Source organism: Kribbella sp. NPDC023855, assembly GCF_040639475.1.
GTDB lineage: Bacteria > Actinomycetota > Actinomycetes > Propionibacteriales > Kribbellaceae > Kribbella.
In genome coordinates, this window is sequence record NZ_JBFAAA010000015.1 from 126964 (window position 1) to 149588 (window position 22625).

Here is a 22625-nt window from a genome sequence, read left to right on the forward strand (position 1 = left end):
AGCTGGCTAATACTCCTCCGTCACCCGTACGACGCGTCGCCGTCGTGCGGGTGATGTGGTTTGTGCCGGTGACGGGATTAGGTGTTGCTGGTGGGGAGCATGCCTATTAGGGCGTCGGCGGCTAGGGAGGCTGCGGAGCCGGTGGGGACTGCTACTGAGACTTGCCAGGAGTCGGCTGAGTTGGGGGTTAGGGGGATGGTGATGTGGTCGCCTCGTTTGGCGGCTATGCGTTCTGGGACCAGGGCTACGCCTAGGTTGTGGCTGACCAGGGCCAGGAGGGTGTGTACGTCGTTGACCTCGATGGTGACGGGGTGAGCGACGCCGGCTGTGGCGAAGGCGTGGTCGGAGATGGCTCGGGCGCCCCAGGTGGGGTCGAAGTCTACGAAGGCCTCGCCTGCTAGGTCTTGGAGAGAGACGACGGGGGCTGAGGCTAGGCGGTGTTCTGCTGAGCAGACCATGACCATGTCTTCGGACGAGAGCGGGCGCAGGTCCAGGCCGTCGATGGGGTGGCCGGCGGTGGCTACGAAGGCTACGTCCAGGCGGCCTGAGGCTAGTTCGTCGAGCATGGGGGTGGAGCCGCCTTGGCGGACCTCGATTTCGACTCCTGGGTAGGCGGAGCGGAACTTTGCCAGGAGGGCCGGTACGTCTACCACGCCTAGGCATTGCTCGAGGCCAACTGTGAGGGTGCCGCGGAGGAGGCCCTGTACTGCGGCTACCGCGTCCTTCGCTGCCTCGGCGGCGGCTAGGGTGCGGCGGCCTTCGCAGAGGAGGGCTCGGCCGGCTTCGGTGAGTTCGACGCTGCGGGTGTTCCGGACGAAGAGGGAGGCGTGGAGTTCGCGTTCCAGAGCACGGATCGACGCGGAGAGGCCGGACTGCGAGATCGACATCGCCTCCGCGGCGCGGGTGAAGTGCTTCTGCTCGGCGACGGCGACGAAGTGTTCGAGATGCCTCAGCTCCATGACTCAGAAGTATAGGTTATCGATCTCTTGCGATTCTGCGGTCCCAGATGTCGCTATGCGCGATGAGGTCCAGCTGTCCACAGGCTGCGAGGACGCTCGGGGTTGAGGGCCGGAAGTCAATATCTTCCCTGGCATGAAGAGGAAATTGACAGCGGCCGAGGTCCGCAACGGTTGGCCCAATCTCCGGGTGGCAACCCCGTTGGAAACTGCCCAGCTCCTCCTGGACCAGGGGCGGCCCGAGGGTGCGATCGCCATCTGGCGGCAGATGGCCCGCGCAGGCGGAGAGGAAGGCGACTGGGGCCATTTCAAGTACGCGGAGCATCTCCTGAGGTCGGGTCAGGAGGAAGAGGCCCGCGCCGAACTGGTCTGCCTGATGGTGGCGCGGCGGGTGTCCGGCCTTCCTTGGCGCTTGACCGCGGAACTGCTCGAGGACCACGACGATCTGGAAGCAGCGCTGTTCTGGTACTCCGCGGCGGTTGCGTCTCTGTCCGCAACCGAACGCGCCGATCCGGACGCACCGGCTTGGGCCCGAGACGTCATGAACGGCCGGCGCAGACTCAGATGGGCGACTGGCATACCGCTCGATGAGGACGACCTGCTTGCCCAGATCGGTAACACCGAGGCCGAAGAGAAAGTCAGGGCCCTGAACGAGTTCGTGAGCTTGCCGCAACTGGTTGACGGCAGGATGCAGTTCTGGACGCGGAGCGACCTGGACGAACTCAGACAGGTGGAGCCGGCTGTATCCAGCAGCGCAGTAGATGCCTATTACGAGCTTGCTGAGCAGGTACTCCGAAAGCAGGTTGGCCGCCGGCCGGTGCTCCTGCCGCGTCGATTGAGAGCGATGTCCCTCGTCCTGCAGAGTGCATTTGATGCCAGGACAACGGCCGAGTTGCCATCTCTCACCAGTCAATGTGACGTAGCTGAGGCTGTCGAATGGCCGCCGGGGCGGAATCAGCGGTGCTGGTGCGGGTCGGGGATGAAGTACAAGAAGTGCTGTGGGGGCCGTCGGGTTGAGGCTGCGCGGATGCGGGCCTGCTAATCGGTAGGGTGTGGGTATGGCTGATGAGTACCGCGTTGAGGTTGAGCTCGATGATGCTGAGCACGGGTTGTCGTTCTGGGAGCGGTTGCGGGCGCTTGATCTGGACGACGATGCGCGGAAGCGGCTCGGAGGTCAGGTAACTGTTACGCGGGATGGGTCGCGGATGCTGATCTATGCGGACACCGAGGCGGATGCTCGTGAGGCCGAGAAGACGGTGCGGGAAGTTATCTCGGCAGATGAGTTGAGCGCGGACTACACGCTGACTCGGTGGAGTCACGCGAAGCAGGAGTGGGTCGACCCGAGTACGCCGGAGGACGAGGCCGGGGCGCCTGAGCCGAGCTACGAGGGTGTCGAGACGCCGGATCCGCGGTACGTGGTGATGCAGGCGTACAAGCCAGAGTTCCTTCGCGACCTCGGGCTCTAGGGCAGCTTCGGCAGGACGCGTAGATGGTGACGCCGCAGGCCACCAGTTCGCGGATGATCTTTGGCGACCGGGTCGGTCTGCGTGACTAGGCGGGAACTCCAGCCGCGTCTCTACCTCAGGAACTTCGGGCGGCGACTGGTACATGTCAAGCCGGGCAGTAGTCCGGCTCAGAGCAGTTACCGGAGTCGGGATAGTGCCGTGTTAATTTCGGTCAGGTTGAAGGCCGCCGGGTCGTAGCTGTCGCCGAGCCAGTTCCGGTACTGCGCGTGGTCGGGGTGCCCGGGATCCGCGTATGCCTTGAGGAACTCCTCGAGTGCGTATGGCCCGCCGATGTCCTCAGGCGGGCAGTTGCGTCTGCCGGCTGTGCACCGAACGGTAGGAGCAGAGTCCGCGGGCAGCACCTTCTCGACCGTCACCTGGTGATTCCAGCTGTCACCGAAGTCGTAGAGGTAGTCGAACCGGTCGCCCGCCTGAGCCACCTCAGCCAAGGTGAAGCCGCTGGCGTCGAGAACTCCCGGCGCCTCGTCATCGACGACGCCGTACCTGCGGCGATTGATCTCGAACTCGTGCAGATGCGAGTTCGACCACCCCATGGCAACCTGGATCACTTCGTGCAGTTCGGCCAGGCTGATGGATCCAGGAACCTGGATCCGCCGCCACACGGGCGGCTTCACATACCGCAACACCGCCTTCAGCTGGTACGTCGAGTCCGCCGGCGCAGGCGTCGCGGAGCGGAGACGCATCACGCCCTTCCGTGCGGCCTTCGCAGCAGACGGCTCGGGGTAGTAGTCAGCGAGGGCTTGCAGCACCGGCAGTGTCTCCGGGTGCTCGCACCGCCAGAGATCCTCGAACAATGCGGCGGCGTCGTATTCGACGTCATTCGCCAGCTTGCCGATCACATCGCGCGGCGATTCCAGGGTGCCATCCAGGTCGTTGGCGACCATGTCGATAAAGACTCGGTGGAGGTCGTCCAGTGTGGATTCGCCCGCCGGCAGTCCGCGGGCTGACAGCCAGGCGTTGGCGTGGGGGCGCAGATCGCGGTCGTCGAGACAAGCCCGCACCCGCTCCTCCGCGACGGCACCGACCTGGTTGAGCATCCCGAAGGCGACCACCCGGTGGGTCGGCGTACCGCCGCGCGCGTACTCGAGGATGCGGTCCGCCGCGATCTCCGGACCGACCGTCGCGAACCACTCGTCGAAGGCCGAGTCCTGCGTCAGACCGAGATCGAGGACCTCGGCCACCGTGGCGTCCGCCAGGTCGATCACGAAAGGCGCGCCGATACCGCCGGACTCGAACCAGTGCACCAAGCCGAACCGGCCAAGGTCGGTGAGCCGAACCAGCTCGCCCTCGATGACCAGGGCGTCGATCGCTGTCAGCGACTCCACCAGGCTGCGGATGAACGGCTCCGCAGCCGCCTGCACCCGCGGCGGGAGCCCTGTCGACGCCGGCCCATCCAGCCCGATCTCGAGTGAAGCAGCGAGGGCGTGCTCCACCAGTCCATCGACGGTGGTCCCGCGCGTGTCGACGTGCAGCCGCATCAAAACCGGAAGCACGAGCTGGTCGTCGGGCCGGGGCAGGTACAGCAAGGTGGTGGCGAGTAGGTCGATCCAGAGCTGGACGACACCGCGGTCCGAACCGTCATCCGCTTCCGCTCGGTATTCGGCCCGCCCGGCTCCTCCTTCGACCAGATGCATCCCGACGACCGAGGACCACAATTCGTTCAGCTCGGGGAGTCCGGTGGCCGAGCGTGCCTCGGGATGCTCGGGCAGACCGAGCTCCCGCCCGGCGGTCCTGGCATCGGCGAGCAGCAGAGTGCCCGTTTTGGTAACCCGCCGCTTGCCAGTCCACTTGGCCAGGCGTCGTACCTGCTGGAGCCGTTCGCAGCCGCGCGCGGCTGCGGCCAGCTCCCCAAAGGGAGCCACTCGGACGGCAGGCAACGCGAACAACGGCTGCGAATCATCCATGGTCGTCCAGCCTACGGCCTGGCGTCGTACCGTCGAATCGGTCCTGTCGCAGACGCCGGAGGAACACAGTGATGAAAGCGAAGCCTGTACTGCGGATGGTTGTCGACTGGGCTGGATTATGCGCCGACCTGGCTGGTTGATGATGTGGGCGAGGCTGTCGCGGCGATCGTTGCGGGTGGGGTGAGGTGCGGAGTGAGCCGTTCGACGTACCGGTTGGGCGGTGTGGGGTGGTTGCCGGTGCGTTTGGCAACGAACTTGTGTTGATCGGTCTGTTGGAGGGGTGATGCGCGGTCGATGACAACGGTTCGGTGACGGGTGGGGGAAGGGCGGCTTGGGGAACCTGTGGGGGTATTAGCCTCGGCGGGCGGCAGGGTGTGCGGCGGGTCTTCGGGTGATGGGGCTGCCTCTCTGCGACTCTGAGAAGTGCCGACGGAAAGGGGAACCGTGTCTCGCCGACGTGGTCTCGTTGCTGGTACCGCCCTGCTGGCCCTCGTGCTGACGGGATGCGCCGATGTTGCGGCCGAGCCGAACTCCTCCGGTACGCCGAGCGCTCCCGCGTCGTCCGGCAGCCCGTCGACCACCCCGAGCACGACGGGCAGCGACACCCCGAGCACCCCGGCCCCGAGCACGACGCCGAGCGACACGCCCAGCACGACGGCGCCCACCTCAACGCCGACCCCGACGCCAAACGACTCGACCACACCGGGCACCACGGGCACCCCCACACCGGCCCCAACCTCCACGCCCACAGGCCAGCCGACAACGCAGCCCACCGGTAAGCCGACCGCGAAGCCCAAGCCGCGCCCGGCGGCGGCGTACGCGAAGCAGGTGGAGGCCAAGCTCAAGGCGTTCGGTTACCCCGTCGGCGATGTCGACGGTGACATCACCAAGCGGGCCAAGCAGGCGTTGTGTGCCTGGCGCGAGACGAACGGTCTGCCGGTGAGCCGAGGTGGGCTCACCTACGCCGATGTCCAGTCGGTGCTCACGGCAACCAAGCGGCCGGCCGCCAACCGCGAGCCGGGGATCTACGTCAACAAGACCTGCCTGGTGCTCTACCAGATCGTCGGCAAGGAGATCCGCCGGATCGTCTGGGTGTCCACCGGCGCGCCGGGGTACGAGACGCCGAACCGCACCGGCAAGGTGTGGCGCAAGTGGGCGGGTGCGCACGAGAGCAGCCTGTACGACGACGCGTACATGTACGACTCGATCTACTTCCTCAAGGATCGGCCGGGGATCGCGCTGCACGGCAGCCGCGTCAACAGCCTGATCAAGACCTATCCGGCCAGCCACCGCTGCGTGCGGGTCATGCGGCCGGAGATCCACCACATCTTCGAGGAGACCCCGATCGGCACCAAGGTGCAGGTCTACGGCAAGTACTGAACAACCGGCACCAATTAAACGGCATTCGATCCGCGACACGCCCACTTGATTTTCCGGCAACTGTCCGGGGGTTCGGCTATAACTGGTCGCATGCATGAAGACCTGCTCGCCGAGGTGACGTCGGACTGGACGGCGAGCGGCGTCCTGCCGGAGTTGGTCGGGTTGCTGCGCGATGTCTGGCGCACCAACCTCGATCGGCACGAACCGGCCCTCGGCGACGACGCGGTGACGCTCGGAATGGGGTCGGCGCGCAACTTCGCGAACCGGACTGTGCAGGAGTTCGCCCGCCGTACCGACGTGGTCGCCGACCTCCAGGGCAACTCGCTGCGGGTCGTCCACCTCGGCCGCATCCTGCGCGCCTCGAAGCTGCCGGGCAAGTCCGTCCACGCGGATCCGTACTCCGTCGACTGGGAGTCGTCCGCGACCAGACACCAGGGCCCCGCGGCGAACAGCCAGCAACTCGAACTCTTCGACGGCTTCGAGCTGCCCGATGAGGAGCTCCAGGCCAACTCGAGAGCCAACTCCCCGCGATACCTGCATCTGGCGTGGGCCGGTGATGCCGAGACCGGTGACATTGCCGCGCATCTTGGGTTCCCGCGGGACACCAAGGACGGTGCCGGGCCGTGGTTCGCAGTACGGCTGGTGCACCGGGATCTTCCGGGCGACCAGTTGCCGATCGTGCCTGCGACCGGGTACGACGCGGACCGGTTCGACCAGCGTCCGGTGCCGCCGATCGCCGTTCGTCTCCGCGATGCCGAGCAGCATGCGGCCGGCAACGATGGTGCGTAAGCCACACCCGGACCCGAACGAACGCCGGTCCGCGGGCGTTGCCGTGCGCTTCGACCCGCTACGGCTTGCCCTCGCGCGTCGACTTCGGGGACTTCGCCGTACCGAGCTGGCCGATCTGATCCGGGTGACTCCCGCCGCGGTCAGTCAGTTCGAGCGCGGTCAGACGAGGCCGACGCTGCCCCTGGTCGCGGCGATGTCGTTGGCGCTCGCAGTACCGGCGGAGTTCTTCACCTTGGGGCGGTCGCTGCAGCCTGGTTCGGCCTCGAGTCCGCACTTTCGCAGTTTGCGGACCACGAGCCAGCTGCAACGGGATCGCGCGCTCGCCTTCGCCGAGTTGGCGGCCGACGTACTGACGGCACTTGAACAGCACGTCGAGTTGCCGCATCTGCTGCTGCCCGACTTGAGAGCGCCCGAGGATCACGCCGACATCGCCAAGCTGGCGGCCGAGGCGCGGGCGCATTTCGAGTTGAGGCCGGGTCCCGTGCCGCACATGGTCAGGATGCTGGAAGCGGCCGGGGTGCTCGTACTGCGCCTGCCGGAGATCTCGCAGTCGGTCGATGCGTTCTCGGCCCATCTCCCGACTCGCCCTGTCGTGCTGCTCAATCCGGCCAAGGGTGATGCTGCCCGCGCACGCTTCGACTCGGCGCATGAGCTCGCGCATCTGGTGATGCATTTCGACGCGGCACCCGGTTCGCGGATCGTGGAGAAGGAGGCCGACTCGTTCGCCGCCGAGTTCCTGATGCCGGCCGACGAGATCTTGGACGAACTCCCCCGCCGGCTCGACTGGGAGAAGCTGCATCACCTCAAGCAGCGTTGGGGCGTCTCGCTCAAGGCGCTCGTCTATCGCGCGCATCACCTCGGCGTACTGACTCCCAACGCCTACCGGCGTGGGATGCAGCAGCTCAAGGAATGGGGATATCCCGAGCCGGGTCCGTTGACCGCGATCGAGGCGCCGACGTTGCTGCAGCTCACATTCGACTTGCTGGCGAAGTCGGGCTACGGCGCTGATCAGCTGGCCGAGGAGCTTCACCTGCCGTTGCCGGTGCTGAGCGAGATTCTGAAGGCTGGCAGCGATCCGCGTCCCCAGTTGCGGCTGGCTTAACCAAGCGTTGGCCACGGCCGATGGGTTGGCACCACGGAGTCGATGTAGGCGGCTAGGCGGAGTGCGGCCAAATCGTTGAACCGGGGCGCGGCGATCTGCAGGCCGATGGGCAGGCCGTCTGTGGAGAAGCCGCAGTTGACGGTGGTCGCGGGGTGGGCCGACATGTTGTACGGGACGGTGAAGGCGATGTGTTCGAAGGGCTTCAGCGGGTCGGCCGTCGGGTAGGCGAGCTCGGCGGCAAATGCCGTGATTGGGGCGACCGGCGACAGGATGAAGTCGTAGTCGGCGAAGGCGGTGTCGACGGCGACGGCGAGCGCATGCATCTGCGAGTGGCCGTGCATGACGTCGAAAGGGGTCAGGTCGGAGGCGGTCGAGACCCATTTGCGGATCTCGGGGAGGACCTTCGCCTGCCGGTCTTCGGGCAGCCGGCTGATGTCGTACGCCGAACGGACGCGCCAGAAGCGTTCCAAGCCGTCGAGCATTTCGCGGGTCACGATGGGGGCGATCGGTTCGACGGAGGCGCCCGCTTTCTCCAACAACGCGGCGGCAGCTGAGACAGCTGCGGTGACCTCAGGGTCGACGGGGAGGCCGACGCCGGCGTCAAGCAGGAGACCGATGCGGATGCCTTCCGGCAGATCAGCAAAGTGGTCCGGGTCGAAGCGTTCGCTGGTGGGCGGTAGGGACGTGTAGTCGCGGCGGTCGGGGCCGGAGATGATGGTCAGGGCTAGGGCGGCGTCGGTCGGAGTACGGGTTAGGGGGCCGATTGCTCTTCCTGGGTAGGGGATTCCGACTGCTACTCGGCCGTGGGTGGGCTTGATGCCGACTAGGCCGCACCAGCCGGCGGGGAGGCGGATTGAGCCGCCGATGTCGGTGCCGAGGTGGATCGGGCCGTAGCCTGCCGCGGCCGCAGCGCCAGCTCCTGCGCTGGAGCCACCGGGGGTGCGAGTGAGATCCCACGGGTTCCGCGACAGGTGGTGGAATGTCGAGACGCCGGACGAGAGCATGCCGTAGTCCGGCATCGTGGTCTTGCTGAAGATGACCGCCCCGGCTGCGCGCAACCGAGCCGCGGCGGGAGCATCCTCGGCGGCCGGGATGAGCTCGGTCGCGGCCGTGCCCTGCGGGACCGGAGTACCGCGGGTTGCGATGTTCTCCTTGACAGTCACCGGTACGCCGTCCAGCGGGCCGGCCTCGCCGCGGCGCCACCTGTACTCCGAATCGCGGGCCGCGGCACCTGCGGCGCCAGGGTCGAGCGCATAGAGGGCGCACAACTGAGGCTCGAGCTCCTCGACCCGGGCAAGCACGTCTTCGAGCACCTCGACAGGCGACAGCGAGCCTTCCTGGTAACGGGAAACGAGCTCGACAGCGGTCAGATCGGCGAGGCGCTCGGTCATCGTGGTCAGGCTCCAGACAAGTCAGTGGTGGTCCGGCTCGGATTCCGCCAGGTCAGTTCGGTGGGTCGAAGCGGCCGTCGACGGCCGTCCAGCCACCGTCGACGTGCAGGACGCTGCCGGTGACGAAGGACGACGCGTCGGAGGCGAGGTAGACGACGGCGCCGGCCAGTTCGTCGGGGGTTGCCCACCGACCGAGTGCGCCCTTCTGTGCGTACGCGTCGTACCAGGCCTTGTTCTCTTTGATCTGCGCGGTGAGTGGCGTCTCGACGACGCCGGGGGCGATCGCGTTGACCCGTACGCCGTTAGGGCCGAGCTCGGCGGCGGCAGTGCGGAGGAGCTGGACAAGACCGGCTTTGGTTGCCGCGTACACCGATTGCCCGGGCTCGACGGTGCTCGCGCGGATCGAGCTGAAACCCACGATGCTGCCCCGGCCGCGCGCCGCCATCGGGCCGCCGAACGCGCGGATCAGGTCGAAGGACGCCCGCAGGTTGAGCGCGACGACCCGGTCGAACTCCTCGCCGGTGTAGTCGAGGATGCGCTTGCGGACGTTGGTCGCCGCGGTGAACACCAGCACGTCGACGTCACCGAGCTCGCGGACCGCGGTGCCGATCGCCTGCTCGTCGAGAACATCCAACTGGTACGCCGTGAGCTGGTTGCCGAGGGCCCCGGTCTCCGAGGCGGCGCCGAGATCATGGTTGCCCAGGGCCACCGTTTCTGAGGCGGCGGCCAGATCGCGGTCGGCCGCGGTCACGCGCGCGCCCTGGGCGGCGAGGGCGAGAGCGGCCTCGCGACCGATACCGCTGCCCGCGCCCACGACGACCGCATGCCTGCCATCCAGCCGGAACAACTTCGCATAGTCGGTCATCGTGAACCTCCTCCTCAGGACTTCGGGGCGTCGGGCAAGCTCAGGGCGTCGGGGGTGTCGGGGGTGCCGAAGGCCTCGGGCGGATGATGGCCATTCGGGTTGTGGTCAGTTCCTCGATTGCGAAGCGGGGGCCCTCGCGGCCGGTACCCGAGTCCTTCACGCCGCCGTACGGCATCACGTCCGAGCGGAAGCCGGGGACCTCGTTGACCACCACTCCCCCGACGTCGAGTTGGTCGATCGCGGCGAACGCGGTCTCCAGTGAGGAGGTGAAGACGCTGGCATGCAAGCCGTAGCGCGAGGCGTTGACGGTCTCGAAGGCGGCCGCGATGTCGGGGACCGAGCGGATCGCGATCACTGGGCCGAAGATCTCCTCGTCCCAGACGAGCTGGCCGTGCGGGAGGTCGAGGAGCACGGTGGGCCGGATGACTGCGTCGGCGGCACCGGCCGGCTCGGGCGATGCGGTGGCGGCAGATCCGGCCGCCGAAGTGGGATGGACGAGGGTGGCGCCGGCGGTGATGGCGTCGTCGATCCAGCCGCGGACGCGCGTGGTGGAGCGGTCGTCGATGAGAGCCGAGACGCGGGTGGCCGGGTCTCGTGGGTCGCCGACGACGATCTGCTCGAGACGAGGTGTTAGCTCGGCGAGGAAGGCGGCTCGCACGGACTCGACGACGATGACGCGCTGGACGCTGATACACGCCTGACCGGATGCGTAATAACCACCCCGTACTACGGCGTCGGCGGCTGCGGCGAGGTCTGCATCCTCCGCTACTACGAGAGCCGAGTTGGAGCCGAGTTCGAGCAGCACCTTCGTGGGCGCGGCGTCGCGGGCGATCTGGTGACCGACGGCGGCCGAACCAGTGAAGGAGACTGCGCCGATTCGGCGATCGGTGGTGAGAGTGGCGCCGACCTCAACTCCGCCTGTCACCAACTGCGCGGCAGCAAGCGGAGCACCAGCCGCCGCCAAAGCCTCGCGGACGAGGTGAACAAGCCAGAGCGTTGCGAGTGGCGTCTGTGGCGCAGGCTTGATGATGACCGGGCAACCGGCCGCGAGGGCCGGGGCGAGCTTGTGGGCGGCGAGCAGGAACGGGTAGTTGAAGCCGGTGATGCCGATGACGACGCCGATCGGTTTGCGAACCCAGAAACCTTGCAGACCGTCGCCGCTCGGCAGGAGGTCGAGAGGCACTGTCTCCCCGTGGAGCCGGGCTACTTCCTCGGCCGCTGTCTCCAAGGTGAGCAGGGTGCGTTCGACCTCGACTCTGCAGTCGACGAGAGGCTTGCCGGTTTCCAGGACGAGGAGGTCGACGAAAGCGTCACGCTGGTCGGCTACCGCAGCCAACGCGCCCTGCAAGGCTGCGCGGCGAACGTGCGAGGGCAAGCGGCCGACTTGAGTGCGCACCGCGAGCGCTTCGTCGAGCGCCTGGCGAGCAAGCTCCACGGTGCCGACGGGCGCCTCGGCCACCACAGAACCGTCATACGGGAAATGCACTGGGGCTGTGGTGGGCGTGGGTACCCAGGAGTCGCCGATGGGGAGACCTGGCGGGGTGGTCATTCCGGGGCTCCTCTCAGAAGGTCAGAGGTGGTGGCTCCGGCGAGGGCTCGGGGCAGGGTCGGGATGGCGGAGACGAGGCGGCGGGTGTACGGGTGGGTGGGGGTTGCGTAGACCTGGCCGGTAGGGCCGGTTTCGACGATCTCGCCGGCGTTCATCACGGCGACGCGGTCGCAGACGTGCTTGACGACAGACAGGTCGTGGGAGACGAAGACCAGGGTGAGGTTGAGTTCGTCGACCAGGTCGGAGATGAGGTTGAGGACCTGGGCCCGGACGGACACGTCGAGCGCGCTCACCGGTTCGTCGGCGATCAGGATGCGTGGGCGGGGCGCCAGGGCTCGGGCGATCGAGATGCGCTGGCGCTGGCCGCCGGAGAACTGGTGTGGATAGCGGTCGCCGGCATCCGCGGACAGGCCGACTGCTTCGAGCAGCTCGCGTACCCGCGCTCCGGAGGCCGGATGGCCTTGTACTACGAGGGGTTCGGCGATGATGTCGCGGACTCGCATCCTCGGGTCGAGAGAACTCATCGGGTCCTGGAAGACGAGCTGAAGGTTCTCCCGGAGGAACTTGAGCCGGCGCTCGGGCAGGCGGGTGATGTCGGTGCCTTCGACAACCACCTGGCCGGAGGTGGCGCGGTCGAGGGCGGCGATGATCCGGAGCAGGGTCGACTTGCCGCAGCCGGACTCCCCGACGATTCCGAACCGCTCCCCTGCCTGTACTTCGAGGCTGACGCCGCGGAGTGCCTGGATGGGCGGAGTTGCCTTGAGCAAGGAGGTCCGGGGACGCGGGTAGTCGCGCCGGACGTCTACGACCTGGATGACTGGCTCAGGCATGGGTGGGCTCCAAGGCGGGAGCTGGGTGGTGGCACGCGAAGCCGCGGGTGGCGGTGCCGGTCCAGGGTGGGGTCTCGGCGCAGATCTCGGTCGCGTGAGTGCAGCGCGTCCGGAAGACGCACCCAGACGGGAACTGGCCGGCCGGTGGCACGTTGCCGGGAATAGTCGCAAGGCGACGACCAGGCAACTCTTGGTCGACGGTCTCTAGGTCGGAGGCGGCCAATAGGCCTTGGGTGTAGCGGTGGCGGGGGTTGGTGAAGATCTCGTTGACCGGGCCGGACTCGACCACGCGGCCGCCATACATGACCAGCACCCGCTGACACACGGTCGCGACCACTGCAAGGTCGTGCGTGATGAAGAGCAGCGCCGACTCGCGAGCCGCGACGCCTTTCATGATCAGGTCCAGGATCATCGCCTGCACCGTCACATCGAGCGCCGTGGTCGGCTCGTCGCAGATCAGCAACGCAGGATCGTTGGCCAGGGCAAGCGCCACGACGACTCGTTGCCGTTGGCCACCAGAGAGCTGGTGCGGGTAGGTCCTGAGAGCGCCCTGCAAACCCACCCGATCCAGCAGTTCGCCCGCAGCGACCCGCGCCGCACGCCGGCCGACCGCCGTCCGATGGATCAGCATCGCCTCGGCAACCTGATCGCCCACCCGCATCGTCGGGTTGAGCGCGGTCATCGGTTCCTGGAACACCATCGCCAACTCGCGTCCCCGCACGCGAGACATCCGCCGCTCGTCGGCGCCGATCAACTCATGTGAGACGCCGGCCAACCGCACGGACCCGGCCGCGTGCACGTCCTCCGGCAGCAGACCAATCACGCTCAACGCGGTCAGCGACTTGCCGGACCCGGACTCGCCGATCAGCCCGACCCGCTCCCCCGGCCCCACGGTCAGGTTCACGTCCTCCACCAGCGTCTTGTCCCGCACAGTGACGGTCAGCCCCTGCACGGTCAGTACGTCGCTCATCGCCGGTCCTCCAGCTTCGGATCGAACCGGTCCCGCAACCCGTCGCCCAGCAGGTTGAACCCCAGCACGGCGACCGCGATCGCCAGCCCGGGGAACACCGCCAGCCGCGGCGCGCTGAACAAGAACTCCTGGCTCTCCTGCAACATCCGCCCCCACGAAGGCGTCGGCGGCGGCGTCCCGTAGCCGAGGAACGACAGCGCGGCCTCAGCCAGTACTGCGATCGCGAACGACACCGACGCCTGCACGGTGATCAGACTCGTCACGTTCGGCAACACGTGCCGCAATGCGATCGGAAACGGTGTCCGTCCGGCAGCCCGCGCCGCCAGCACGTACTCCGTCCGCATCACCTGCAACGCCCCACTCCGGATCACCCGGGCGAACGACGGCACGGTAGCGATGCCAATGGCAACCATCGCGGTCAGCGTGCTCGCCCCGAAGACGGCACCGAACATGATTGCCAGCAGCAACGCCGGGAACGCCAGCAGAAGATCGTTGGCCCGCATGATCACCTCGCTGGACCACCGCCGGCTCATCGCCGCGAGAATCCCGACCGGTACGCCTATCACGGCCGCGACGCCGACCGCCACCAACCCGACGAACAGCGTCGTCCGGGAGCCGACCATGAGTTGACTCAACACGTCGCGGCCGAACTTGTCGGTGCCGAACCAGTGTGACCACGACGGCTCGGCCAGCCGGCCGGCCGGGTCGACCAGCGTGGCGTCGTACGGGGTCCAGACGAAGGAGAGCAGAGCGGTCAGCACGATCAGGCCGACGATCGCGGCGCCGACGATGAGGCTTGGATTCAGTCTTCTCATCGCGCTACTCGCAACCGGGGATCGAGGGCGACGTAGAGCAGGTCGACGAGGAAGTTGACCACCAGGACGGCGACCACGAGGACCATCACCACGTCCTGCACGAGCAGCAGATCGCGGTTGGAGACCCCGTCGAGCAGCAGGCTGCCGAGGCCCGGGATGACGAAGACGCGCTCGACCACAACGGCCCCGATCAGCAAGGTTGCCAACTGCAACCCCAGCACGGTCACCACCGGCACGGCCGCATTGCGCAGACCATGCCGCCACAACGCGGGGAACGGCCGCAACCCCTTCGCCCGCGCGGTCCGCAGATAGTCCTCACGCAGTACTTCGAGCACGGCGCTGCGTACGTAGCGAGTCAGCACCGCACCTTGCACGAGACCGAGTGACAACGCGGGAAGGATCAACTGTTTCAAGAACATCCCCGGATCGGAGGCGGGCGGCGTCCAGCCGTTCGCCGGCAACCAGCCGAGCTTCACCGCGAACACCATGATCAGCAGGATCCCCGCGAGGAACGCCGGTACGGCAACCCCGACCTGCGACAGCGCCGACAACGCGAGCCCGGAGATCCGCCGGTGCCGCGCCGCCATGACTGTCCCCGCCGGCGCGGCCAGCACCAGCGCGACGACCATCCCGACCACGACCAGCCACAGAGTCACCTGGAACCGGTCGGCGATCTGCGGGCCGATGGCAACCTTCGACACGTACGACGTCCCGAAGTCACCCTGCAGCAGACCACCGAGCCAGTCGAAGTACTGCGTGGGCAGCGGCCGGTCGAGTCCGAACTGCTGACGCAACTGCGTGACGGCCTCGTCCGACGCGTTCACGCCCAGCGCGACCCGGGCCGGGTCGCCCGGCAGGACCACCATGAACGCGAACACGAGCACCGAGGCGACTGCAAGGCTGACCAGCAGCACGGCGGTGCGCTCGACCAGGCGGAGAATCATCGGACTAGGAACGCGCTAGGCGGGTCAGGTCGAAGGACTCGGTGATCGCGTTGGTCGGCAGACCGGTCAGGTTCTTCTCGGCTACCACCAGGTTCGGGATCAGGTAGAGCCAGTCGGCCGCCGCCTGCTCGGAGATCCGGCGCGCGGCCTTCTTCATGTTCTCGGTCTGCGCCGCCTCGTCGCCCGCGTCCGCCGCGGCGAGCAGCCCGACGAGCGTGGGGTCGTCGTACCGGGTGTAGTACTTCGCGTTGAAGACGGCGCCCAGGTCGCGCGGCTCGACGTGAGCGATGATCGACATGTCGTAGTCGGCGTTCTTGAACACCGTGGTCAGCCAGGCCGCCGGGAACTCCAGCTGGTCGATGGTCACCTTCAGCCCGACCTGCTCCAGCTGGCTCTTCACCACCTGGCCGCAAGAAGTTGCGTACGGCAACGTCGGCAGCCGCAACCGGAGAGTCGCACCGGCCGCCCCCGCCGCCTTCAGCTCGGCGGTCGCCTTCGCCTTGTCGTACGGCGCCACGCTGGTCAGGTCCTCGTACCACGGGTCGGTCGGCGGGACCATGCTGCCGATCAGTTTGCCGCGACCCGCGAAGCACGTGTCGAGCAGTGCCTTGTGGTCGATCGCCTGGCGAATCGCCTGCCGGACCCGGAGGTCCTTGAACACCGGACGCGAGTTGTTGAACGACAGGACGACCTCACCGTTGGTGGTTCCCTCGATCACCTTGTACTTGTCGTTGCTGGTGAACTGGGTGAGGGCCTCCGGTGCCTGCACCGTGCCGACGACGTTGATCGTGCCGGTGAGCAACGCGTTGTTCAGCGCGGTCGGGTCCTTGAAGTACTTCAGCGTGACCTGGTTGAAGAACGGCTTGGTGCCCCAGTAGGCGTCGTTGCGCTGCAGCACGATCGAGTCGCCGCGCTTCCAGTTGGCGAACTTGTACGGCCCGGTGCCGACCGGCTCGCTGGCCAGCTTGTCCACGCCGGTCTGCGAGAACATCGCGCCGACCCGGGTGGTCATCCGGAACAGCCAGCCGTTGCTCGGCTTGGTCAGCGTCACCTGCAGTTGCGTCGGCGAGACGGCCTTGGCCTCCTGGACGACGTCCATCACCGACTTCAGCGAGGTCGTCCAGGCCGTCTTCACCCGGTTGATGCTGAACACCGCGTCGGCCGCGGTGAAGGCGGCGCCGTTGGTGAACTTGGCGTTGTCGACCAGCTCGAAGGTGTAGGTCTTGCGGTCGGGAGACACGGTCCACGACTTGGCCAGGTCCGGCACGATCTTGCCGGTCTCGTCCTGCTTGACCAGTCCGTTGTAGACGTTGCCGAGCAACGCCTGCGGGATCGCGGCGCCGTCCGTCGTGGTGAAGTCGAGACTGGCCGGCTCGGCGACCAGGCCGACCGCGAGCGACTGGTCGCCGCCGGGAGACGAGTTGCCCGACGTACCGGAGCCCGCGGAGCAGGCTGCGACAACAGTTGTCAGCAGGGCGGCGCCGAGCAGCGCGACCGCCCGAGTGGGATAGGACTTCACGCGAACTCCTCTGGTGCCGTCGGCCGTTGCCCTCATGCGGCTGATTTTGCCTGTCCGCTCGTGGGGTCACGCTGGCGGATCGCCGGGCAATGGCCGACGGGCCGCCGAGATGTGACTGGTCCGACCAGTGGACTAGGTATCAATAGGCCACTAGGTTTGTCGCTACTGATCGGGCTGTCAAGCGATGGAGGGTGCGGATGGCCGGAAGAGTCCAGCCAGTGCGGTTCGAGCCGGTCCAGCCCGTCCGCGCGTACCAGCGGATCGTCGAGCAGATCGAGGACGCGCTGGCCCGCGGCGAGCTCACCCCCGGGCAGCGACTGCCCAGCGAACGGGAGCTGGTGACGCAGTTCGCGGTCAGCCGGTCGACCGTGCGCGAGGCGCTGCGGGTGCTGGAGAGCAACGGCGTGGTCCGCTCCCGGCCGGGCGACCCCAACGGCCCGGAGATCCTGCCGTTCTCGCAGGGCCCACTGCGCAAGCAGATGACCCGGCTGGCCCGGGTCGACGAGTTGACCCTGGCCGAGCTGATCGCGTTCCGGATGATCATGGACGGCGCGGCCATCCAGCTCGCCTCCCGGCTGCGCACCGACGAGCAGCTCGCCGAGATGGAGCAGACGCTGGTCGCGATGCGCGAGGCGATCGACATCGACTTCGCCGCGTTCAGCGAAGCCGACGTCGCCTTCCACGAGGCCGTCGCCCGGGTCAGCCGGAACTCGCTGATCCAGACCTGCAACGAGGTCGTGCGCGGCGTCGTCCTGAGTCTGATCTCGGACAAGATCGCGCACGCGACCAACAGCCGCGCCCTGATGCTCGCCTCACTCGAGCACCACACCGAGGTCGTCGAAGCGATCCGAGCGGGCGACGGCCACGCTGCCGCCCGCCTGGCGCGCCAGAACCTCTACGACTACTACGCCACCTACGTCCCCGAACCAGCCCGCGACCCCCTCCGAGCCCTCATCGACGACTGAGCGGCCGCCGTGGCCGGGTCAGTCGGCGTGTTCCAGGACTCGGATGCGGGGGATGTTGAGTTGGCGGCGGGCGTTGGCCGGCCAGTTGGAGCAGAGGAAGCGGGCGGCGGTTTCGGGCCAGGCGACCACGACGACTTCTTGGCTGTTGGTGCTCCTCACCAGGGTTTTCAGTGCCAGCAGGATCTCGCCGTGGGTGATCGAGACGTTGACCCGGCAGTCGTTGAGGCCGCGGAGTCTTCGCGAGCTGTGTTCGATCACCGAGGCCAGGTCGAACTGCGGATCGGCCAGCGCCGTCGCGGTCGCAGTACGGGCCGGAACTGTTCCCGGGGCCAGGCCGGCGACGTCGGCGAAGCTGGAACCCAGCAGGGCCAGTGGACCGCCGATGCCCTCGGTGGGGTGACTGGAGACCAGCAGGTGATAGTTCACCGGCTCCTCCTGCCTTGCATGCAGGGCGGCGACCCTTCGCGCGTCGCCCTCACTCATCTCCCGCTCGATGAGTACCACCACGTCGTACGTCATTCGTGGCTCCCTTCGCCGACACTTCCTTTGTACTCCGCGGCACCGTCCACGGCCACGATCGCCGCGAACGGCATCGAAAAGTCACCGAACTCTCAGACTCGTGAGCCTGGGGTCAGTGGGTGGGAAGGGCCGCTCGGGAGTCGGGGGCCAGGGTGGAGAGAAGGTGCGGGGCGTCGATCAGAGTGAGGTTGCCCGGGTCGAGCAGGTGGGGGTGCAGGGCGTAGACCTCGGCGCCGGACTTGGGATCCACGTCGCCGGTGACGACGGCGACGAAGTCAGCGCGGTTGGCGGCGTCGAGGTCCCAGTAGCGGTCGGGCTCGAGGCGAGCGGTCAGCCGGCGGGCGAACTCGGTCAGGTCCTCGGACTCGCCGCGTAGGTAGCCGACGATCGAACCGTCGGCACACCGGACCACGGCCTCGTCCGTGCGCCCCGCCGCATGCCAGCAGGCCAGCTCCCAGAGGCTCACCCGGTGGCCGGCGCCGTGGACCTCCTCCATCGCGGCGGCCATCAGGGCTAGCTGGCCGCCGTACCGCGCGATGTTGTGTCCGTAGCCGGCGGCGCCGAGGTTCACGTCGTACCAGCGGAGCTCCTTCGTGTGCAGGTCGACGCCGAACGGCAGCAGGATCTTCGCCGGACCGGTCAGGTCGAACCGCTCCTCCACCGCGGCAGGGTCGAACAAATCCGCCGGGCGGCGCATCACGCCGGCGAAGCCGCGCTCCAAGGCTTCGAAGGGCACGTTGTTGTAGCTGAACACCACCGGCAGCACGTAGCGTCCGCCGACCCGCCGGAGCGCGACGAGGTCGAGGTCGACGAACTCGGTCGCGCCCAGCGGACCCGGTGCCGAGGTCAGGTCGCCGGAGTGCACCAACGCGTCCTGGTCGAACCTGTACCGGGTGTAGTCGCAGAGCCCGACGAACGCCCACTCCTCGTCGAAGACCGCGACCGAGAGATCGAGATCCACCCGCCGTCCGTCGGGCTCGACCCAGTGCAGGAAGAGCCGCAACAGGTCGTCCTCCGGGATCGGTTGCGCACTCCCCCGGGTCATCCGCAACAACGACGAAGACGCGCTGCGCTCCGATCCTGGAACCGCCAGCAGAGACAGCTCCTCATCCAGGAACGCCCGCCGCACCCGCGGCAAAGCGGTTGCCCTCCGCAACAACTCCCCCACCAGTACTGCGCCCAGCGCCGCGGCCAGCTCGGCCGGCAACGGGGCTCGCTCGTCGACGGTGGTCCAGACCTGCGCAGTACCGCCTCGTGGGAAGAACAGGCGCAGATCGCCTGGCGGGGTGCGCACTTGGCCGAGTGCCGCGGTGAGCACCACCGGCGATACGTCGGACACCGCTGTGGTGACTGCTTCGACCAATGTCGTGTGCGCATCTGGCGGTAGCGCGCGAGCCAGCTGGACGAGTCGGCGCAGCATCTCGCCTGGTCGGGCGCGCAGTAGCTCCAAGGCGAGCTCGGGCTGGGCCGCCGTGAATGCTCCTTCGACGCGGCTCGCGAAGGTGTTGACGGTGAGCCGTCCGTCGTCGATCCGGACCAGTGGATGGCGGGCCGCCTCGCTCAGCACGGCCCGCCCGGCCGGGCTCGATGCGTCGAGCTTTGTTCGGCGGAGTACGGCGAAGGCCAGCGCGGTCGTCGGATAGCGGACCGCGAATTCGAATGGGTGGAGGTTTTCGGCGATCCGCTTCCAAACGCGCTCGTGCCGCAGCATGTCCTCGATCAGTGTCTCGACCGGCAGGCGATCGAGCCTGGCCAACACTGAGCGCCGGATCGGCCGTGGGAGCGAGAGGCGTCGATCCGGCGGGGTGCGCAGGCCTGGGTCGGCGCCCATCAGCACGTACAGAAGCCGCAGCGCGTCGGTCGCCGTCTCGATCAGCCGGTCGAGCTGGGTCGGAAACCGCGGCATCAACTCGGCGAGCACGAGCGCTCGCGTTTCGCGCACGGGGATCACGTCGGGGAGCCAGCTCGGGTCGGCCTCGGCCAGCAACACGACAAGATCGGCGCGGTCGGCGGCGGACAAAGGCGCTCGTCGCGCGAGTAGGTCAGCTGCCGTACTGCGGGCGGCGGTCGCGGGCGCCAGCGTCAACAGCCGCAGCCGGTGAGCACCACCGGGCGTCGCCGAGCCGCCGTCCCTGGCCGAGGGGTGCAGGGACGAGGCACCGTCCCTGGCTGAGGGGTGCAGGAACGAGGTGCCGTCCTCGGCTGACGTCTGGTGGACCCCAGCTCTGCCAAGGCGCTGCAGGAACGAGGCGCGGCCCTCAGTCGAGGGCTGCCGGGACGAGTCCTCCTCGGCCGACTGTTCCTGGGATGAGGCCAGGAAGAAGGGGTCGTGGGGGTCTATGCGGCGGAGGCAGAGGGGGCAGGCGGAGAAGTCGGAGCCGTCCCAGCAGGAGCGGCAGACGAGGTGGGCGCAGGGCGAGACCGGGTGGACCGTCTTTGCTTCGCCGCAGAGCACGCAGGGCTGCTCCGGCTCCTGCAGGAGCCGGGCGAAGACCCGGTCGATGTAGAAGGTCTCGGTGTTGCCCGGCACGCTCTCGGGGAACTTGCGGAAGAGCGGCACGTGCGAGGCGTCCGCGCCCGACTCCTGGTCTAGCAACTCAAGCATCTTCCGGCCCAGCCCAGCCAGTGCCAGAGGGTTCAAGCCGGAGCAGTAGCGATAGAGCTCGGCCGACAGCAACAGTCCGCGCTGGATCAGCTCGCCCTGCAACGCGGTCAGCCCGGCCTGGGTCGTCAGCGGACGGCGGAGCCACTGCCAGGCGGACCGGCGTACCGGTGGGGTGAGGGTGGCGTGGACGAGCCGGCGGCGGCGCAGCAGCACCGCGGCGAGCGCATCGGTGCTGACGACAGCTTCCGGCACAGCGGCCTCCCGCGGGCAGCGTCATGGACAGAACTGCCAGGGGCGGAGAGCGGACGCGCTAGTTGCCTGGTGAAGGAGAAGGAAGCACGTCCAGAGCCGCCCCTGGCAAGAAGAACGCTACCGGGCCGCACCGACAGTTTTCGCCGTCGAGCCGGGCCGAACACCGGCTCGAACGCCGGGCCGTCGAGCCGGGCACAAAAAAGCTCTGGTACCAGGGTCGGGGCCGCCCCGCCCAGACCCCAGTACCAGAGGACTCCAGGATAGAGGCGCCGGACAAGTGGCGCTGCACCGGGCACCGGTTTTGGCACTCTTTCGCCTTGTTCAAACCCTTGAACCAGGACACCAGTACGGCCGCTGGTACCAACCACCGGGGTGCGATCGATCACACGGAACGGCTACCGCCGCGCAGGGAAACCCTCGGTGTCACAGTGAGAAGGTGTCAGGGCACAGATTGTGGTTAGGGTCTCCGGCATGGTGGAGGGGGCGGTGACGAAGGCTCGTTGGCGGGACCTGTTCGGGCACTCGGAGTTTCGGGCGCTGTTCCTGGCCGGCGTGCTGTCCGTCGTCGGCGACCAGCTCGCCCGGGTCGCACTGTCCGTGCTCGTGTTCGAGCGGACCGCGTCGGCTGGGCTGACCGCGCTGGCCTACGCCCTCACCTACATCCCGGACCTCCTCTTCGGACCGCTGCTGGCAGGGTTCGCCGACCGCTACCCGCGGCGTCGCATAATGATCGTCACGGACCTCGCGCGGGCTGTCCTGGTGGCTCTCATGGCGATCGACGCGCTGCCGCTGTTGGCAGTGATCCTGCTGCTGGTCGCGCTGCAGGCTTTTGGCTCGCCTTTCAACGCCGCGCGAGCCGCCACGCTGCCGGTGGTACTGCCAGACGACCACTACGTCCTGGGCAAGGCTGCGAACGACATGGTCGTCCAGTTCAGCCAAGTGCTCGGCTTCGGGACAGGTGGACTCGCTGTAGTCGCCGTAGGGACCTCTGGCGGCCTGCTGCTGGACTCTGCGACCTTCCTGCTGTCTGCCGCCTTCATCACTTTTGGTGTGCGCTCCCGCCCAGTCCCGGCGCGACCAGCAGAGGACAACCCACAGCGCAGCTACTTCAAGGACCTGGCCGCCGGCGCCTCCCTGGTCGCCCGTACGCCGAAACTGCGGTCGCTGGTGGCCCTGGCAACCGTCGCCGGCTTCTACGTCACGGTGGAGGGCCTGGCCGTGCCCTATGCCGACGAGATCGGCGGCGGCCCCAAGGCGGCCGGGCTCCTGCTGGCCGCTAGTCCCGCCGGAGCCGTACTCGGGATGTGGCTGATCACCCTGTGGTCGCCTGAACGCCGCATGCGTTTCCTGGGTCCGCTGGCCGTCGCAGCCTGCGTTCCGTTGGTCTTCTGCGCCCTCAAGCCCGGTTTGGCCGTCACAGTGCTGCTCTGGGGCCTGTCCGGCCTCGCATCGGCGTACCACCTGCCGGCCAGCGCGAGCTTCGTCCAGGCAGTGCCGGACCACCAGCGGGGCCAGGCGTTCGGCGTCGCGAGTACGGCGCTGAAAAGCAGCCAAGGCCTCGGAATCCTGCTCGCGGGCCTGCTCGCCGAACGATTCACGCCGTCCACGGCATTGGCCGTGATGGGCACGGCCGGTGCATTGACGGCGATCCTGGCGGGCGCTGCCTGGCGGCGCGCCCGCCCATTACCGGCGGATTCCGTAAAATTCCGGTAAAGCACTGGCCGAAAACAGCTGCGAAATCATT

The 22625-nt window shown here is 67.8% G+C and carries 19 protein-coding genes; 7 read left to right on the forward strand and 12 right to left on the reverse strand.

The annotated features are described in order from the left end of the window. Positions 1-77: 77 nt before the first annotated feature. A complete protein-coding gene (locus AB0F51_RS35325; RefSeq protein ID WP_360287335.1) occupies positions 78-959 on the reverse strand; it encodes a LysR family transcriptional regulator in 882 nt (293 codons plus the stop codon). A 199-nt stretch (positions 960-1158) separates the two neighbouring features. Here AB0F51_RS35325 and AB0F51_RS35330 point away from each other — a divergent pair, with 199 nt between their 5' ends. Both AB0F51_RS35330 and AB0F51_RS35335 read left to right on the forward strand, forming a co-directional pair. Then, positions 1159-1998: an SEC-C metal-binding domain-containing protein gene (locus AB0F51_RS35330; RefSeq protein WP_360287338.1), complete on the forward strand. Its 840-nt coding sequence runs from the start codon at positions 1159-1161 to the stop codon at positions 1996-1998. A 16-nt stretch (positions 1999-2014) separates the two neighbouring features. After that, a complete protein-coding gene (locus AB0F51_RS35335; RefSeq protein WP_360287340.1) occupies positions 2015-2422 on the forward strand; it encodes a hypothetical protein in 408 nt (135 codons plus the stop codon). 176 nt (positions 2423-2598) lie between these two features. On the opposite strand, the gene AB0F51_RS35340 is transcribed toward AB0F51_RS35335, so the two are convergent. Beyond that, entirely contained in the window at positions 2599-4386 is a 1788-nt protein-coding gene (locus AB0F51_RS35340; RefSeq protein ID WP_360287343.1) for a plasmid pRiA4b ORF-3 family protein, read from the reverse strand. A gap of 444 nt (positions 4387-4830) precedes the next feature. On the opposite strand from AB0F51_RS35340, the gene AB0F51_RS35345 reads away from it, so the two are divergent. The 3 genes from AB0F51_RS35345 (at position 4831) to AB0F51_RS35355 (ending at position 7657) form a co-directional block, all read left to right on the forward strand. After that, positions 4831-5766: a L,D-transpeptidase gene (locus tag AB0F51_RS35345; RefSeq protein ID WP_360287345.1), complete on the forward strand. Its 936-nt coding sequence runs from the start codon at positions 4831-4833 to the stop codon at positions 5764-5766. A 90-nt stretch (positions 5767-5856) separates the two neighbouring features. Then, positions 5857-6555: a hypothetical protein gene (locus tag AB0F51_RS35350; RefSeq protein ID WP_360287347.1), complete on the forward strand. Its 699-nt coding sequence runs from the start codon at positions 5857-5859 to the stop codon at positions 6553-6555. After that, on the forward strand, positions 6545-7657 hold the full coding sequence (locus AB0F51_RS35355) for an XRE family transcriptional regulator (RefSeq protein WP_360287350.1): 1113 nt from the start codon (positions 6545-6547) through the stop codon (positions 7655-7657). The genes AB0F51_RS35350 and AB0F51_RS35355 overlap by 11 nt, the downstream gene beginning before the upstream one ends. Here AB0F51_RS35355 and AB0F51_RS35360 read toward each other — a convergent pair. Genes AB0F51_RS35360 through AB0F51_RS35395 form a run of 8 tightly spaced genes read right to left on the reverse strand, consistent with a single transcriptional unit; the run spans position 7654 to position 16540 of the window. Next, positions 7654-9048, reverse strand: coding sequence for an amidase (locus AB0F51_RS35360; protein ID WP_360287352.1), 1395 nt, complete (start codon positions 9046-9048; stop codon positions 7654-7656). The genes AB0F51_RS35355 and AB0F51_RS35360 overlap by 4 nt on opposite strands. A gap of 52 nt (positions 9049-9100) precedes the next feature. Next, positions 9101-9913 (reverse strand): SDR family NAD(P)-dependent oxidoreductase, encoded by an 813-nt coding sequence (locus AB0F51_RS35365; protein ID WP_360287355.1) that lies wholly within the window; start codon positions 9911-9913, stop codon positions 9101-9103. A 40-nt stretch (positions 9914-9953) separates the two neighbouring features. Further along, on the reverse strand, positions 9954-11462 hold the full coding sequence (locus AB0F51_RS35370) for an aldehyde dehydrogenase family protein (RefSeq protein ID WP_360287358.1): 1509 nt from the start codon (positions 11460-11462) through the stop codon (positions 9954-9956). Then, positions 11459-12292 carry an ATP-binding cassette domain-containing protein gene (locus tag AB0F51_RS35375; protein WP_360287360.1) on the reverse strand — a complete coding sequence of 278 codons (834 nt, stop codon included), beginning with the start codon at positions 12290-12292 and terminating at the stop codon, positions 11459-11461. Before AB0F51_RS35375 ends, AB0F51_RS35370 begins: the two co-directional genes overlap by 4 nt. Beyond that, entirely contained in the window at positions 12285-13262 is a 978-nt protein-coding gene (locus AB0F51_RS35380) for an ABC transporter ATP-binding protein (protein WP_360287363.1), read from the reverse strand. The genes AB0F51_RS35375 and AB0F51_RS35380 overlap by 8 nt, the downstream gene beginning before the upstream one ends. After that, positions 13259-14077: an ABC transporter permease gene (locus AB0F51_RS35385; protein WP_360287365.1), complete on the reverse strand. Its 819-nt coding sequence runs from the start codon at positions 14075-14077 to the stop codon at positions 13259-13261. The genes AB0F51_RS35380 and AB0F51_RS35385 overlap by 4 nt, the downstream gene beginning before the upstream one ends. Next, positions 14074-15021 (reverse strand): ABC transporter permease, encoded by a 948-nt coding sequence (locus AB0F51_RS35390; protein WP_360287368.1) that lies wholly within the window; start codon positions 15019-15021, stop codon positions 14074-14076. Before AB0F51_RS35390 ends, AB0F51_RS35385 begins: the two co-directional genes overlap by 4 nt. 4 nt (positions 15022-15025) lie before the next feature. Then, entirely contained in the window at positions 15026-16540 is a 1515-nt protein-coding gene (locus AB0F51_RS35395) for an ABC transporter substrate-binding protein (RefSeq protein ID WP_360287370.1), read from the reverse strand. A 197-nt stretch (positions 16541-16737) separates the two neighbouring features. On the opposite strand from AB0F51_RS35395, the gene AB0F51_RS35400 reads away from it, so the two are divergent. Next, entirely contained in the window at positions 16738-17505 is a 768-nt protein-coding gene (locus AB0F51_RS35400) for a FadR/GntR family transcriptional regulator (protein ID WP_360287371.1), read from the forward strand. Positions 17506-17523: 18 nt separating this feature from the next. Here the strand turns inward: AB0F51_RS35400 and AB0F51_RS35405 are convergent, their stop codons facing one another. Both AB0F51_RS35405 and AB0F51_RS35410 read right to left on the reverse strand, forming a co-directional pair. Next, positions 17524-18024: a hypothetical protein gene (locus AB0F51_RS35405; protein ID WP_360287374.1), complete on the reverse strand. Its 501-nt coding sequence runs from the start codon at positions 18022-18024 to the stop codon at positions 17524-17526. 112 nt (positions 18025-18136) lie between these two features. Further along, positions 18137-20881: an MXAN_6230/SCO0854 family RING domain-containing protein gene (locus AB0F51_RS35410; protein ID WP_360287376.1), complete on the reverse strand. Its 2745-nt coding sequence runs from the start codon at positions 20879-20881 to the stop codon at positions 18137-18139. Between the two features lie 471 nt (positions 20882-21352). On the opposite strand from AB0F51_RS35410, the gene AB0F51_RS35415 reads away from it, so the two are divergent. Next, positions 21353-22594 carry an MFS transporter gene (locus AB0F51_RS35415; RefSeq protein WP_360287378.1) on the forward strand — a complete coding sequence of 414 codons (1242 nt, stop codon included), beginning with the start codon at positions 21353-21355 and terminating at the stop codon, positions 22592-22594. Positions 22595-22625: the final 31 nt, after the last annotated feature.